Source organism: Tardiphaga sp. 768_D3_N2_1 (genome assembly GCF_052076105.1).
Taxonomy (GTDB): domain Bacteria; phylum Pseudomonadota; class Alphaproteobacteria; order Rhizobiales; family Xanthobacteraceae; genus Tardiphaga.
This window is the reverse complement of the sequence record NZ_CP197245.1, coordinates 167,740-181,983: the sequence shown is the minus strand read 5'-3', so window position 1 is coordinate 181,983 and position 14,244 is coordinate 167,740. Positions and strand designations below refer to the sequence as shown.

General features: G+C 62.3%; 15 protein-coding genes. 10 read left to right on the top strand and 5 right to left on the bottom strand.

Annotated features, from left to right (window positions below; translation table 11 throughout):
* Window positions 1–95: 95 nt before the first annotated feature.
* The 6 genes from uvrC to AB8A27_RS00855 all read left to right on the top strand — a co-directional run bounded on the left by uvrC (window position 96) and on the right by AB8A27_RS00855 (window position 6,274).
* Window positions 96–2,189, top strand: a complete 2,094-nt coding sequence (gene uvrC / locus AB8A27_RS00880) for an excinuclease ABC subunit UvrC (RefSeq protein ID WP_441240270.1) — start codon at window positions 96–98, stop codon at window positions 2,187–2,189.
* 122 nt (window positions 2,190–2,311) lie between these two features.
* Window positions 2,312–2,923, top strand: a complete 612-nt coding sequence (pgsA, locus tag AB8A27_RS00875) for a CDP-diacylglycerol--glycerol-3-phosphate 3-phosphatidyltransferase (protein WP_092139034.1) — start codon at window positions 2,312–2,314, stop codon at window positions 2,921–2,923.
* Complete coding sequence (gene moaD / locus AB8A27_RS00870) at window positions 2,920–3,171, top strand: molybdopterin converting factor subunit 1 (protein WP_068731149.1); 252 nt, start codon at window positions 2,920–2,922, stop codon at window positions 3,169–3,171. The genes pgsA and moaD overlap by 4 nt, the downstream gene beginning before the upstream one ends.
* 25 nt (window positions 3,172–3,196) lie before the next feature.
* Window positions 3,197–3,667 (top strand): molybdenum cofactor biosynthesis protein MoaE, encoded by a 471-nt coding sequence (locus AB8A27_RS00865; protein WP_441240269.1) that lies wholly within the window; start codon window positions 3,197–3,199, stop codon window positions 3,665–3,667.
* Window positions 3,667–4,731, top strand: coding sequence for a 50S ribosomal protein L3 N(5)-glutamine methyltransferase (gene prmB / locus AB8A27_RS00860; RefSeq protein WP_441240268.1), 1,065 nt, complete (start codon window positions 3,667–3,669; stop codon window positions 4,729–4,731). Before AB8A27_RS00865 ends, prmB begins: the two co-directional genes overlap by 1 nt.
* Window positions 4,732–4,876: 145 nt before the next feature.
* Entirely contained in the window at window positions 4,877–6,274 is a 1,398-nt protein-coding gene (locus AB8A27_RS00855) for an MATE family efflux transporter (RefSeq protein WP_441240267.1), read from the top strand.
* A 60-nt stretch (window positions 6,275–6,334) separates the two neighbouring features.
* On the opposite strand, the gene AB8A27_RS00850 is transcribed toward AB8A27_RS00855, so the two are convergent.
* Window positions 6,335–7,447 (bottom strand): branched-chain amino acid aminotransferase, encoded by a 1,113-nt coding sequence (locus AB8A27_RS00850; protein WP_441240266.1) that lies wholly within the window; start codon window positions 7,445–7,447, stop codon window positions 6,335–6,337.
* A gap of 233 nt (window positions 7,448–7,680) precedes the next feature.
* Here AB8A27_RS00850 and AB8A27_RS00845 point away from each other — a divergent pair, with 233 nt between their 5' ends.
* Genes AB8A27_RS00845 through AB8A27_RS00835 form a run of 3 tightly spaced genes read left to right on the top strand, consistent with a single transcriptional unit; the run spans window position 7,681 to window position 10,376 of the window.
* On the top strand, window positions 7,681–8,247 hold the full coding sequence (locus AB8A27_RS00845; RefSeq protein WP_441240265.1) for a MarR family winged helix-turn-helix transcriptional regulator: 567 nt from the start codon (window positions 7,681–7,683) through the stop codon (window positions 8,245–8,247).
* Complete coding sequence (locus AB8A27_RS00840; protein ID WP_089261813.1) at window positions 8,244–8,969, top strand: response regulator; 726 nt, start codon at window positions 8,244–8,246, stop codon at window positions 8,967–8,969. Before AB8A27_RS00845 ends, AB8A27_RS00840 begins: the two co-directional genes overlap by 4 nt.
* 18 nt (window positions 8,970–8,987) lie before the next feature.
* Window positions 8,988–10,376, top strand: a complete 1,389-nt coding sequence (locus AB8A27_RS00835) for an ATP-binding protein (protein WP_441240264.1) — start codon at window positions 8,988–8,990, stop codon at window positions 10,374–10,376.
* Here the strand turns inward: AB8A27_RS00835 and proC are convergent, their stop codons facing one another.
* The 3 genes from proC to AB8A27_RS00820 all read right to left on the bottom strand — a co-directional run bounded on the left by proC (window position 10,377) and on the right by AB8A27_RS00820 (window position 12,203).
* On the bottom strand, window positions 10,377–11,204 hold the full coding sequence (gene proC / locus AB8A27_RS00830) for a pyrroline-5-carboxylate reductase (protein ID WP_441240263.1): 828 nt from the start codon (window positions 11,202–11,204) through the stop codon (window positions 10,377–10,379).
* Between the two features lie 70 nt (window positions 11,205–11,274).
* The gene (locus tag AB8A27_RS00825; RefSeq protein ID WP_441240262.1) at window positions 11,275–11,706 is read right to left on the bottom strand and encodes a GNAT family N-acetyltransferase; all 432 of its coding nucleotides are present in this window, start codon (window positions 11,704–11,706) and stop codon (window positions 11,275–11,277) included.
* Window positions 11,703–12,203 (bottom strand): YbjN domain-containing protein, encoded by a 501-nt coding sequence (locus AB8A27_RS00820; RefSeq protein WP_441240261.1) that lies wholly within the window; start codon window positions 12,201–12,203, stop codon window positions 11,703–11,705. The genes AB8A27_RS00825 and AB8A27_RS00820 overlap by 4 nt, the downstream gene beginning before the upstream one ends.
* Before the next feature lie 422 nt (window positions 12,204–12,625).
* Here AB8A27_RS00820 and AB8A27_RS00815 point away from each other — a divergent pair, with 422 nt between their 5' ends.
* Window positions 12,626–13,138: a 6,7-dimethyl-8-ribityllumazine synthase gene (locus AB8A27_RS00815; RefSeq protein ID WP_441240260.1), complete on the top strand. Its 513-nt coding sequence runs from the start codon at window positions 12,626–12,628 to the stop codon at window positions 13,136–13,138.
* A gap of 11 nt (window positions 13,139–13,149) precedes the next feature.
* Here AB8A27_RS00815 and AB8A27_RS00810 read toward each other — a convergent pair whose 3' ends face one another.
* Window positions 13,150–14,103: a ribose-phosphate pyrophosphokinase gene (locus AB8A27_RS00810; protein WP_441240259.1), complete on the bottom strand. Its 954-nt coding sequence runs from the start codon at window positions 14,101–14,103 to the stop codon at window positions 13,150–13,152.
* Window positions 14,104–14,244 lie beyond the last annotated feature (141 nt).

Below are 14,244 nucleotides of genomic sequence, written 5' to 3'. Positions count from 1 at the left end.
CGCTTGCCGCAAACACCGGGAAACCGGCTGTGGCGGGGGCATTTCGGGGCGCTCGAATGCTGGCGATGGCCCGCCGCAGCGCCTAAATTGGGCTCATGATTCAAGACCCCACCGAGCCGCAGCACGAGACGTCACCCGAGCCCGCGGCAGAGTCAGACTCCGACAGCCGTGGTTCCGAACTGGGCATCCAGTCCACCCTGCAGGCGCCACCCGATCTCGAACCGGAACCGGCCGCGGCCGACGACGAGGAAGACGGCGCGCTCCCGGATGCCGGCGATGACGATTCTGGCGACGTGGTCGCCGAGGGACCGCTGGCGATCGGCCGTGCCGCCATCGAACATGCCGTGCGCCATGCCCCGACCTCGCCGGGCGTCTACCGGATGCTGAATGCGGCCAACGATGTGCTGTATGTCGGCAAGGCCAAGAACGTGAAGAAGCGGCTGTCGTCCTATGCAAGGCCGACCGGGCAGGTGATGCGCATCGCACGCATGATCGCGGCGACGGTGGTGGTGGAGATCATCTCGACCTCGACCGAGACCGAAGCACTGTTGCTCGAGGCCAATCTCATCAAGCAGCTGCGTCCGCGCTTCAACGTGCAGCTCCGTGACGACAAGTCCTTTCCGTATATTCTGATCTCGGGCGATCACTGGGCGCCGCAAATTCTGAAGCATCGCGGTGCGCAGTCGCGGCCTGGCCGCTATTTCGGTCCATTCGCGTCGGTGGGCGCGGTCAACCGTACCATCACGGCGCTGCAGCGCGCATTCCTGGTGCGGTCGTGCACGGATTCCTTTTTCGAGAGCCGTACGCGTCCGTGTTTGCTGTATCAAATCCGCCGCTGCTCCGGTCCTTGCACCGGAGAAGTCGACTTTCCCGGCTATACCGAACTGGTGCGCGAGGCGACGGACTTCCTGTCCGGTCGCAGCCGCGCGGTGAAGCAGCTATTGGCCGGCGAAATGGAGAAGGCTTCGGAGGAACTCGCCTTCGAGCGCGCCGCACTGTATCGCGACCGTCTTGCGGCCTTGTCTGCGATCCAGTCACAGCAGGGCATCAATCCGCGCACGGTGGAGGAGGCCGACGTGTTCGCCATCCATCAGGAAGGCGGCTATTCCTGTGTCGAGGTGTTCTTCTTCCGCACCGGCCAGAACTGGGGCAACCGCGCCTATTTTCCCAAGGCCGAGAAGTCGTTCACGCCGGAGGAAGTGCTCGGCTCGTTCCTGGCGCAGTTCTACGAGGACAAGCCGCCGCCGAAGATGGTGCTGCTGTCGCATGCCATCGAGGAGAGCGAGCTGCTGGCCAGCGCGCTCAGCGTCAAGGCAGGTTCCAAGGTCGAAGTGCTGACACCGCAGCGCGGCGAAAAGAAAGAACTGGTCATCCACGCGTTGACCAATGCCCGCGAGGCGCTCGGCCGCAAGCTCGCCGACACGGCGACGCAGGCGCGTTTGCTGGAGGGCATGTCGAGGATGGCGGGCATGTCCACCGTGCCGAAGCGCATCGAAGTCTATGACAATAGCCATATCCAGGGCACCAACGCGGTCGGTGCCATGATCGTGGCGGGGCCGGACGGCTTCATCAAGAATCAGTACCGCAAGTTCAACATCAAGTCGGAAGGGCTCACGCCCGGCGACGATTACGCGATGATGAAGGAGGTGCTCCAACGCCGTTTCAAGCGACTGCTGGCGCCGCCGGTTGAAGGGGAAGCGGCCAAGCCAAAGGACGATGACGTGCCGCTCTGGCCCGATCTGGTCATCATCGATGGCGGCCGCGGCCAGCTCAATGCGGTGAAAGAGATCTTCGACGAGCTGAAACTGACCGATGTGACCCTGATGGCGGTAGCCAAGGGGCCGGATCGCGATGCCGGCCGCGAGACCATGTTCATCCCGGGCCGCGATGCCATCAAGCTGGAGCCGCGGGACCCGGTGCTCTATTTCATCCAGCGGCTGCGCGACGAGGCGCATCGGTTCGTCATCGGATCGCACCGCACTCTGCGCAAGAAGGACATCCGCGAGGCCGGATTGCAGGAAATTCCGGGGATCGGCCCGACCCGCAAGCGCGCACTCCTGCACCATTTCGGAACGCTGAAGGAGATCGAGCGGGCCTCGGTGGGCGACCTTGGCAAGGTTCCCGGCATCTCGGCCGAGAGCGCCCGCAAGATTTTCGACTTTTTTCACCCCCAGCCAGGGGCTAGATGATCGCCAAGATGAACGAGACGTAATCTGGCTGTCGCATGCCCCGGGACAGTTTTGCGGTAAACTAAGCTGCTCCAGCTTCTCTGGCGGTTGACCTCTGCGCTCTGGCAGTATTGGTAAGACGGATGACAGTGACCACGAGACGGGCCGCGAATTCCGCGATGTCCCTGCCAAATATCCTGACCATGGCCCGCATTGCCGCCATTCCGGTGGTGGTCGGCTGCATCTATTCGCAGTCGATCATGGATGGCCCGCTATGGCTGCGCTGGGTCGCGCTGGCCGTCTTCATCGGTGCCGCGGTCACGGATTTTCTCGATGGCTATTACGCCCGGATCTGGAATCAGCAGTCGGCCTTTGGCCGAATGCTCGACCCGATCGCCGACAAGCTGCTGGTGGCCTCCTGCCTGCTGATGCTGGCGGCCGATGGCATCATCCATGGCTGGACCCTGTGGGCGGCCATCGTGATCCTGTGCCGCGAGATTCTGGTTTCGGGCCTGCGCGAATATCTCGCCGCACTCCGGGTCAGTGTCCCGGTCACCAAGGTGGCGAAGTGGAAGACGACGGCCCAGCTGATCGCGATCGGCTTTCTGCTGGCCGGCGAGGCCGGCGATCAGGTGATCCCGATCACCACCCAGCTCGGCCTGCTGCTGCTTTGGATTTCAGCGCTCGTCACCATCTATACGGGATATGATTATTTCCGTTCCGGCATCCATCACCTCATCGAGGAGGATGCATGAAGGTTGTCTACTTTGCCTGGGTGCGCGAGCGGATCGGCAAGGCCGAGGAGACGGTCGAGCCGCCGGCGGCCGTGCGCACCGTCGGCGATCTGATCGGATGGCTGAGCACGCGCGGCGACGAATATGCCTATGCGTTCGAGACGCCGAAAGTGATCCGCGCCGCCATTGACCATACCCATGTGCGGCCTGACACCGTCATCGCTGGCGCCCGCGAGATTGCATTCTTCCCGCCGATGACTGGCGGCTGATTTTGCCAACGACTGCGTTGATCTCATGACCTCCAACGTGACCATCCGCATCCAGGATGCCGATTTCGACGTCAACCGCGAGATCGCGGCTTTGACGGCGAGCCGGACGGATATCGGCGCGGTGGTGACATTCAGCGGCATCTGCCGCGGAGGCGAGGGCGCTGGCGATGCGACGACGGCGCTGACGTTGGAGCATTATCCCGGGATGGCCGAAGCGGAGATTGCGCGTCATGCTGACGAGGCGATGAACCGCTGGCCGCTGACGGGCGTAACGATCGTTCACCGTGTCGGCCGCATCCTGCCCGGCGAGAATATCATGGTGGTGCTGACCGCGTCGGCGCACCGCCAGGCGGCGTTTCAGGCCGCCGAGTTTTTGATGGATTACCTCAAGGCGCATGCTCCGTTCTGGAAGCGCGAGGAAACCGCCGGTGGCAGCAGCTGGATTGCTGCGAAGACCGACGATGACGACGCCGCGGCGCGCTGGGATAAGAACTGATGGCCAAGAAGACTCAGAAGCAGACTGTGAAGGCAACTGCCAAGAAGGCGGTCAAGAAATCTGCGAGCAGGAAAACTGCAGCCAAGGCTTCTGCAAAAGCAAAGAGCTCCGTGAAGAAGATCGCGACGGCGACCCTGCCGAAGGTCGCGCCGGGCGAACTCGCGACGCTACTCGACTATGTGCGCTATGCCACCAGCCGCTTCATCGAGGCGAAGCTCGCTTTTGCGCATGGTACGACGGATCCCGTGGCCGAAGCCGCCTTCATCGTCTGTGAAGTCCTGCATTTGCACCCAGACCAGTTCGAGAATTTTGCCATGGCGCGGGTGACTGCGGCCGAAGGCAAGCAGATCCTCGACGTCATTCATCGCCGCGTGACCACACGCAAACCGGCAGCCTATCTGGTCAACAAGATCTATATGCGCGGCCTGCCGTTCTATGTGGACGAGCGCACCATCGTGCCGCGTTCCTTCATCGGCGAATTGCTGGATTCGCATTTCAGCGGTGATGACGGTGAAGGCGGGTCGCTGATCGACGATCCCAGGGAGATCGAAAGCGTGCTGGATCTTTGCACGGGTTCCGGCTGTATCGCGATCCTGGCCAGCCAGTCGTTCCCCAATGCGCAGGTCGACGCCGCCGATTTATCCCCCGCGGCACTCGCCGTTGCTATGCGCAACGTCATTGATTACGGGCTCGACGAGCGACTGACGCTTTACAAGGGCGATCTATTCGAACCGCTCGGCGATACCCGCTACGACCTCATCATCACCAATCCGCCTTATGTCGATGCGCAGGGCATGGCGGATTTGCCGGATGAATGTCTGGCGGAACCCGCCATGGCATTCGATGGCGGCGATGATGGGCTCGACATCGTCAGGAAGATCATTGAACAGGCTGGCGATCACCTGAATCCGCATGGCGGTTTGCTCTGCGAGATCGGCCGCGGCCGCGCCAATGTCGATGAAGCCTTCCCTGATCTGCCATTGATCTGGCTGGACACCGAAGATTCCGAAGGCGAAGTGTTCTGGGTGTCCGCTGCTGCGCTGCAAGGTCGCGGCGCTGGCTAGTTCGGCATCTGGTCAAACACGCTCGTAGCGTTTATCACGGCATCCTCACGCGAATTTTGATGTGTGAATGTCCGACATCGTTGTCGGACGGATTTTGACGCGACAGCCCTTGCAGCCGCGTCACTCAAATCGAGTGAAGGATTCCATGCTGCTGGCTGTGGGTCAGAAGGCTTTGACGCGCGATCTGTGGCTCGCCGAGTTACGGGCGATGCTGGCGCTCGGCTGGCCGCTGATCCTGACCAATCTGGCACAGATCGCACTGACAACGACCGACGTAATCATTCTCGGCCGCGTGAGCGCGGAGGCTTTGGCTGCGTCGGCGCTGGGCGTGAATCTCTACTTCGCGCTTCTGATTTTCGCCATCGGCCTCGTCACCGCGACGTCGCCGATGATGGCGGAGGCGATCGGCCGCAAGCTGCATGCGGTGCGCGATGTCAGGCGAACATTTCGGCAGGGTTTGTGGACGACGCTGATCGTCTCGATACCCGCGTGGATCATTCTCTGGCATGCCGAGGCGATTCTGTTGCTGTTCGGTCAGGAGGCGCAGGCCGCTGCCGACGCCCAGAGCTTCGTGCATATGCTGCAATGGGGCTTCCTGCCCGCGCTCGGCTTCATCGTGTTGCGCTCCTTTGTCGCTGCCGTGCAACGTCCGCTCTGGGCACTGCTGGTGACGGGCGTCACCATTCTGTTCAATGCTGCTGCAAACTGGGTTCTGGTGTTCGGCCATCTCGGATTTCCGGAGATGGGTCTGCGCGGCTCTGGCCTTGCGACCACTCTGTCGAACATCTTTCTGTTCGCAGTTTTTGCGCTCGTCGTCGCATGGCATCCCAAGTTTCGGCGTTATCATTTGTTCGGCAACTGGTGGCGCGCCGATTGGCCACGCCTCGCAAAGCTATGGCGCATCGGTCTGCCGATCGGCGCAACGCTTGCATTCGAAATTACCGTCTTCAATGCGGCGGTGTTCCTGATGGGGCAGTTTGGAACGGCCGCCATCGCGGCGCATGCGATTGCGATCCAGATCGCATCGATTTCCTTCATGGTGCCGATGGGACTGAGCCAGGCGGCAACTGTCCGCGTTGGATTGGCCAAAGGCGCCGTGGACCGCGATGGCATCACGCGAGCGGGATGGACTGCATTCGGCCTTGCGGTGGCATTCATGGCGTCGATGAGCATGTTGTTGCTGGCTGCGCCGCGTATTCTGATTGGCGCCTTCATCGATCTGAGCAATCCCGCCAATGCCGTCGTCATCGATACGGCAATGTCGTTTCTGTTTTGTGCGGCGGTGTTCCAGATTGCGGACGGCGCGCAGTCGGTTGCTGCAGGGATGCTACGCGGGTTGCAGGATACGCGCGTGCCGATGATCTTTGCCGCATTGGGTTATTGGGGCTTCGGCATGGGTCTCAGCCTGCTGTTCGCATTCAAGCTGGGCTTCGGCGGCGTCGGCATCTGGATTGGGCTGGCAGCGGGTCTGGCGGTCGTTGCACCGGTCATGCTCTGGCGCTGGACCCGGCGCGAGCAACTCGGGCTCATATTGGCGACTTAACAAATAAAAATGCCGCAGCCTCGAAAGGTTGCGGCATTTGTCGTCTTGAAGCGCTCGTGCTTACAGAACCTTGCGGATCCAGTTGTGCGGGTCTGGCGCGCGGCCGTACTGAATGTCGACCAGCTGTTTGCGCAGTCCCATCGCAACGGGGCCTGCGGCGCCGCCATTGATGGTAAAATCACCGCTCGCAGAGCGCACCTGGCCAATCGGCGAGATGACTGCCGCCGTGCCGCAGGCAAAAGCCTCCTTCAGCTTGCCGCTGGCAGCGTCGGCGCGCCACTGATCGAGCGTATAGGGCTCTTCGCGCACCTGCGTGCCCTTATTCTTCGCCAGTGCGATGATCGAATCGCGCGTGATGCCTGGCAGGATCGTGCCAAGCGGCGGTGTCAGCAGCGAACCGTCTTCGAACACGAAGAAGATGTTCATGCCGCCAAGTTCCTCGATGTAACGGCGCTCGACCGCGTCGAGGAAGACGACCTGATCGCAACCGTGACTGATGGCCTCGGCCTGCGCACGCAGGCTGGCGGCGTAATTGCCGCCGCACTTGACGGCGCCGGTGCCGCCGATCGCAGCGCGCGTGTAGTTCTCCGAGACCCAGATCGACACCGGGGCGGGTCCGCCCTTGAAATAGGAACCGACCGGCGAGGCGATGACAGCGAAGATGTATTCCGCGGACGGCTTCACGCCGAGGAAGATCTCGCTCGCGACCATGAAGGGGCGCAGATAGAGGCTGCCTTCGCCTGATGGAATCCAGGCGCGGTCGATGCGCACGAGTTGCTCGACTGCTTCGATGAACACGGCCTCGGGCAGCGGCGCCATGGCCATGCGATCGGCCGAATTCCGGAAGCGCTTGGCATTGGCATCGGGACGGAACAGATTCACGCCGCCGTCTTCACGCACATAGGCCTTGAGGCCTTCGAAAATCTCCTGCGCGTAATGCAGGACGGCCGCGGCCGGATCGAGCGGGAAATTCGCGCGGGATTCGACGCGCGCGCCATGCCAGCCATCCGTCTGGTTGTAGCGGACGATGGCCATGTGATCGGTGAAAACCCGGCCGAAACCCGGATCCTTGAGCTTCGTCGCCCGGTCCGCATCGGACACAGCATTCGCTGCGGGCTGTACGTCGAACTTCAGCCAGGTCGCGCCATCGACTTTATCGAACGAAATTCCCATGACCTTACTCCTGGCTTGCGACGCGGCGGCTAGCGGCGTCGTCGATGTTCTACGTCAAGTCCGGACCCACGGCAAAAGCGTTTCCGGCCCCGGTGGATGCCGAGGACAGGCTTTAGCGCCATGCCGAAGTCCGGTATGGTTCTCAGATCGGCCCTATTGGGACCGTGCGGCGAGAGTTCTAATATTTCGTCGCGATGGTCAGTTTTGTAAGATTGAACCCAAGATATGTCAATATGGCTGACTTAAATTCCAAGGATGCGGTGTCACGATCGCTTGAGACAATCCAGCGGCAAGCCAGCGGCGATCCTGCGAAACCGCCCCGCTGGGACATCATTGAGCTGTTGTTCTTTGCCTATCGCGACTTCGTCGGAGATCCCGACGATGTGCTCGACCAGTTCGGCTTCGGGCGCGCCCATCATCGCGTCGTTCACTTCGTGCATCGCTATCCTGGCCTGAAGGTCGCCGATCTGCTCGATGTCCTGCGTATCACGAAGCAGTCGCTGGGCCGGGTCCTCAAGCAATTGCTCGATGAAGGGTATATCGTGCAGAAATCCGGTGAGGCCGACCGGCGGCAACGGCTTCTTTTCGCCACGGCCAAAGGCGAAGCTCTCGTTGCGCAGCTCGCGGGCTTGCAGACCGATCGTATCAACCGCGCGCTCAAGGATTTTACGCCGGTCGAAGTTGAAGCGATCGGCAGGTTTCTCTCGGCGATGATCGACCGCAATGATCCCGACAAGGTGCTGCAGGTCATCCTGGGCCAGGCATCCGCCAAAACTGACGGCAGGACAAACAAGACATGATGTTAGCTCAGGCCGCCAAACGAATGCCGGTGCCATTGGCCGACGATGCGCCGCATCTGCTGCTGGTCGATGACGACCGCCGTATTCGCGATCTGCTCTCGCGCTTTCTCTCTGGCGAAGGCTACCGCGTCACCACGGCGCCGAGCGCCAAGGAAGCACGCGCCAAGCTGCTCGGTCTGCATTTCGATCTCCTGATCCTGGATGTGATGATGCCAGGCGAGACCGGTTTTGAACTCGCGCGCTTCATTCGGACGTCTTCGGCCGTGCCGATCATCATGCTGACGGCGCGGCACGAGGCGGAAAGCCGGATCGAGGGATTGCAGATCGGCGCCGACGACTATGTTGCCAAGCCATTCGAGCCGCGCGAACTGGTGCTGCGCATCGCAAACATCCTGAAGCGCAGTGCGCCTGTGCCGGTGGAGCGGGCGGAGTCGCTGCAGTTCGGGCCTTATGTGTATCACCTCGCGCGCGGTGAATTACGCCAGGGCGACGAGATCATTCATCTCACCGACCGCGAGCGTGACATGCTGCGCGTGCTGGCCGCGGCGCCCGGCGAGACCGTGCCGCGCGGTGAACTCACCGGAGGCGGTGGCACCGTGAACGAGCGTGCGGTGGACGTGCAGATCAATCGCCTGCGCCGCAAGATCGAGACCGATCCGGCCAATCCGCTCTTCCTGCAGGCCGTGCGTGGCATCGGCTATCGCCTCGTCGCGTCGCCATAGTTCGATGAAGTTGGCGCGATGAGTACGCTCGACACCGGCATTACCATCCTCCGCTCTGCGGCAGGCCGCGTCTCCGCGGCGCACAGTCTGATGGGCCGGCGTTTCAAGAGCGTGATGCCCACGGGGCTCTATGCTCGCACGCTGCTGATCATGATCGTGCCGATGGTGCTGCTGCAGTCGGTGGTCGCCTTCGTGTTCATGGAGCGGCACTGGAACACGGTGACCCGCCGCCTGTCGCAGGCCGTGGTGCAGGACATCGCGACGCTGATCGACGTCTACAAAGTCTATCCGCAGGATAAGGACCGCACGCAGATCAAAGCCATCGCTCAGCAGCGCCTTGGCCTCGTGGTGGATTTCCTGCCGCTCGGCGATATGCCGCCGCCTGGTCCGAAGCCGTTCTTCTCGCTGCTCGATCAGGCGCTGTCGGTGCAGATCGGCCGGCAGATCACGCGGCCGTTCTGGATCGACACGGTCGGCCGCTCCAATCTGGTGGAAATCCGGATCCAGCTCGATGATGCCGTGATGCGCATCTTTGCCCAGCGCAGCGCAGCTTACGCATCGAATTCGGAAATCTTCCTGTTCTGGATGGTGGGGACGTCCTCGATCCTGCTGATCGTCGCGATCCTGTTCCTGCGTAACCAGATCCGCCCGATCCTCAAACTCGCTGACGCCGCCGAAAGTTTCGGCAAGGGCCGCGAAGCGCCGAATTTCCGGCCGCGCGGTGCACGCGAAGTTCGCCGGGCCGCCAACGCCTTTATCGAAATGAAGGCGCGTATCGAACGCGCGATGGAGCAGCGCACGGCTATGCTGGCCGGCGTCTCGCACGATCTGCGCACGATCCTGACGCGCTTCAAGCTGGAGTTGGCGCTGATCGAGGACGGTCCGGAAGTCGATGGCATGCGCAAGGATATCGACGAGATGTCGGGCATGCTCGAGGCCTATCTCGCCTTTGCGCGCGGCGACAGTGGCGAGCAGGCGCAGCCGACAGACATGGCAGCGGCGCTGGAAGAACTCCGCAGCGATGCCGAGCGCAACGGCCACAAGGCGACGGTCACGTTCCACGGGTTGCCGATCGTTACGGTGAAGCCGGCGTCGTTCAAGCGTTGTCTCGGCAACCTCGTCTCGAACGCCGCGCGTCATGCGAACGATATCGCCATCACCGGGCATCGCGATCATCGCTATCTTACGGTCACGGTGGACGACGACGGCCCCGGTATTCCCGCCGACATGCGCGAGGAAGTGTTCAAGCCGTTCCTGCGGCTCGACGACGCGCGCAATCAGGACGAAGGCGGCACAGGTCTCGGCCTCGCCATCGCCCGCGATATCGCGCGTTCCCATGGCGGCGATATCACGCTGACGGATAGTCCGATGGGTGGCTTGCGGGCGGTGGTGCGGGTGCCGGTTTAGTTACTTCGCCAGTTCCTTCGACCGCGCGGTTGCCGCAGCAATCGCGCGAGTCAACAGCGGCTCGAAGCCGTCGTCAGCCATCAGGACACCGAGCGCAGCGGCCGTTGTGCCGCCGGGCGAGGTGACGTTCTTGCGCAGCGTCGCCGCGTCGAGATCGGACTGACGGAGGAGCTCGCCGGAACCGGACACCGTCTCGCGGGCAAGCTTCATCGCGAGTTCAGGGGGCAAGCCCGCAGCAATGCCGGCGCGAGCCATTTCTTCGGCCAGCAGGAATACATAAGCAGGTCCCGAGCCGGAGACGGCGGTGACGGCATCGATCAGGCTCTCGTCCTCGACCCATTCGACCGATCCGGTGGCGCGCAACAGCGAGTCGGTCAGGCTGCGTTGCTCCTGCGATACGTCGCTCGCGGCAACCGCCACGGTGATACCGCGGCCAATGGCGGCGGGCGTGTTCGGCATCGCGCGCACCACCTTGCCGCCGCAGGTCCTGGCGATGCCGGCGATGGTCGTGCCGGCCATGATCGAGACCACGAGGGATGATGCGGCGATCGTGCGCAGCGTCGGCCCGACCTCGGCGAACATCTGCGGCTTCACGGCGAGGACCAGCGCGGCGACAGCGCCGATGTTCTTCACATCCGGATTGAGACGGACGCCCTTGGCCGCAAGCGCCTTGATCTCGTCGGAGACATACGGGTCGATCACAACGGCGCGTTTGGGATCGAGCCCGCCGGCGATCCAGCCCGTCAGCAGCGCGCCACCCATCTTGCCGGCTCCGGCCAGCACGATGTGGCCGTCGATGTCGTTGAGCGTGTGTGAGGTGGAAGTCATCGTAAGGTCCCGGCTGTCAGAATGGCTGGGACCATATCATTGCGGCGCGGGCTGCACAGCCTGAAGCCGTCTAGACGAGACTCTTTTTCAGGAAGTAGCGCGGACCGCCGCGCGGATAGTCCGGGATTTCGCCGAACACTTCATAGCCCTGCTTCTCGTAGAAGCTCCGCGCCTGAAACCAGTAGGTATCGAGCCACAGACCGATGCAGCCGCGCTCACGCGCGATCTCTTCCGCCTTGGCGAGGACCTTCGAACCGATGTCCTGGCCGCGAAATTGTTCGGGCACGACGAACAGCTCGACGAAACACCAGTTGAACGCGGTCTTGCCCCAGATGCCGCCGATCGGCTCGCCGGTCGCTGGATCGTGGATCAGGATTGAGAGCGGCTGGTGATTGTTGGGGCCAACGGTCTTGGTATTGTAGGCCAGCAACGCATTTGCGACCACCAGCCGTTCAGCCTCGCCGGGCGCATCCGGCACGGTGATGACCGGCGCGTTGGTCATGCTTCGCCGGCAGTGTCGAACATCGCAGCAGACATCGCTTCGGCTGCGGTCTTGCCGGCCCACACCACGAACTGCAATGCCGGATAGTAGCGCTCGCAGGAATGGATCGCCGAGACGAGCATTGCTTCGCACTGCGCGGTTGTCGCGGTGAGGCCATCGGGCAGCACCAGTGCCTGCCGGTACATCACCATGCCCGAGTTGGTCCAGATATCAAAATGACCGACCCACATCTGTTCGTTGATCGCGGCGATCAGGCGCTGCACTTCGGCGCGGCGAGCGGGGGGAATCTTCATGTCGAAGGCGCAGGCCAGATGCAGCGCCTCGATCTCGTTCATCCAGGTGAAGGAGAGCTGGTAATCGATCCAGTCACCTTTGGAAACAATTGTGACTTCGTCTTCGCCGGAGCGCTCGAACGCCCAGTTATGATCGGCGGCGATATCCTCGACAACGGCGAGCGGGTTGAGCCGTGAATCGATAGTGCCTTCGAGGAGTGACATGCCGTCGCGACCTTGCTCTTGAAATGTGATGATGCAAACAGCTGGCCGGTACGCGAAAATGTCGGAGCGTCGCTGCAGGCTGCAAGTTCTATTCGTCCAGACCTTGCGAGTTCGAAGTGATGTGATTTGCGGAATCTGCGCAACGGCACCACGAATCCATCCACAGACAAACCGTCCCTCATCCACAGGTCATCTGGTCGCAACGAGAACAAACCGGAATCGGATTCCCGGATTGCGAGTCTGTGCGGTGCGCCCTCGCGCGTCACGAGTTCGGTTGGGTGGTAACTATTGATTCCGCCGCGGGACCTGCAAGCTTTCCCGGCCTCGCGGGAGTCCTGTTTGGTTCCGATATAGCCTGTGGATGGCCTTGCTGGGCCGGTTCGGTTTCGGCATAGTTTTGGCCTTAACGAAAGTATCAGGCCATGAACGACACGACGTCCGAGTCCTCCGCAATCCAGCACCCGCGCTTCGCCAAGCCACAACGCGTCGCCTTCGTGCAGTCATCCTGGCATCGCGACATCGTTGCGCCCTGTTGGGAGGCGTTTCTGAGTGAGATCGAGGCGCGCCATATCAGCCCCTCACAGGTCGATCTGTTCGAAGTGCCCGGCTCGTTCGAGATCCCGCTGCATGTTCAGGTGCTGGCCAAGACGCGGCGTTATACGGCCATCGTCGCGGCCGGCCTCGTGATCGACAGCGGCACCCGCGGCTTCGTGGCTGACACCGTCATCCGTGCGCTGATGGATGTGCAGCTACGTACCGAGATCCCGGTGTTCTCGGCCGTGACGGCGCCGGAGGATTTCCACGAGACCGAAGAGCGCGCGGCATTTTTCCGCAAGCACTTCGCGGAGAGCGGCCTCAAGGTCGCAGCAGCCTGCGCCGAGACGCTGCTCAGTCTGGAGCGTCTGCGCGGGCAGGTGGCGGCGGGGATCGTGTAGAAGCGCGAGCCTTAGTCGAACAGGCTCGATACCGACTCTTCCGATGCGGTGCGGCCGATCGCTTCGGCGATCAGCGAGGCAACCGAGAGCACGCGGATGTTCGGCGACTTGATCACGGCTTCCGTGGGCTGGATCGAGTCGGTGATCACCAATTCCTTGAGCCTGGAATTGGCGATGCGTGCCGCGGCGCCGCCGGATAGCACGCCATGGGTGAGATAGGCGGAGACGTCCTTGGCGCCGTATTTGAGCAGCGCATCGGCGGCGTTCACCAGCGTGCCGCCGGAGTCGACGATGTCGTCGATCAGGATGCAGGTGTAGCCGGCGACGTCGCCGATCACGTTCATCACTTCGGATTCACCGGGGCGTTCGCGGCGCTTGTCGACGATGGCGAGCGGCGCGTTGATGCGTTTGGCAAGACCGCGGGCACGGGCGACACCGCCGACGTCGGGCGACACCACCATCACATTGGCGAGATCGAACTTCTCCTTGATGTCGCGCACCATCAGCGGCGCGGCATAGAGGTTGTCGGTCGGGATATCGAAGAAGCCCTGGATCTGGCCGGCATGCAGGTCGAGCGTCATGACGCGGTCGGCGCCGGCATGGGTGATCATGTTGGCGACCAGCTTGGCCGAGATCGGGGTTCGGCCACCGGCCTTGCGGTCCTGGCGAGCGTAGCCGAAATAGGGGATCACCGCGGTGATCCGGCGCGCGGAAGCGCGGCGCAGCGCATCGGTGATGATCAGCAATTCCATCAGATGGTCGTTGGTCGGGAACGACGTGGATTGAAGAATGAAGACGTCGGAGCCGCGGACGTTTTCCTGAATCTCGACGAAGATTTCCATGTCGGCGAAGCGCCGGACACTGGCCTTGGTCAGCGGGATATTCAGCGCGGTTGCGATTTCCTGTGCGAGGACAGGATTGGAATTACCGGCGACCAGTTTGATCGAACCGTTCTTGGCCGACATCGACGCGTCTCCCCGCGGCTTGGTGGATACAACGTTCAGCATATCGGATTACCCACAAGAACTCGTCTAGCTGAGCGAGGTGATATCAAGGACGGCCATCCGCTGGCAACCCGTGGGCCGCTGTTTTCCTGCGTAAAAACG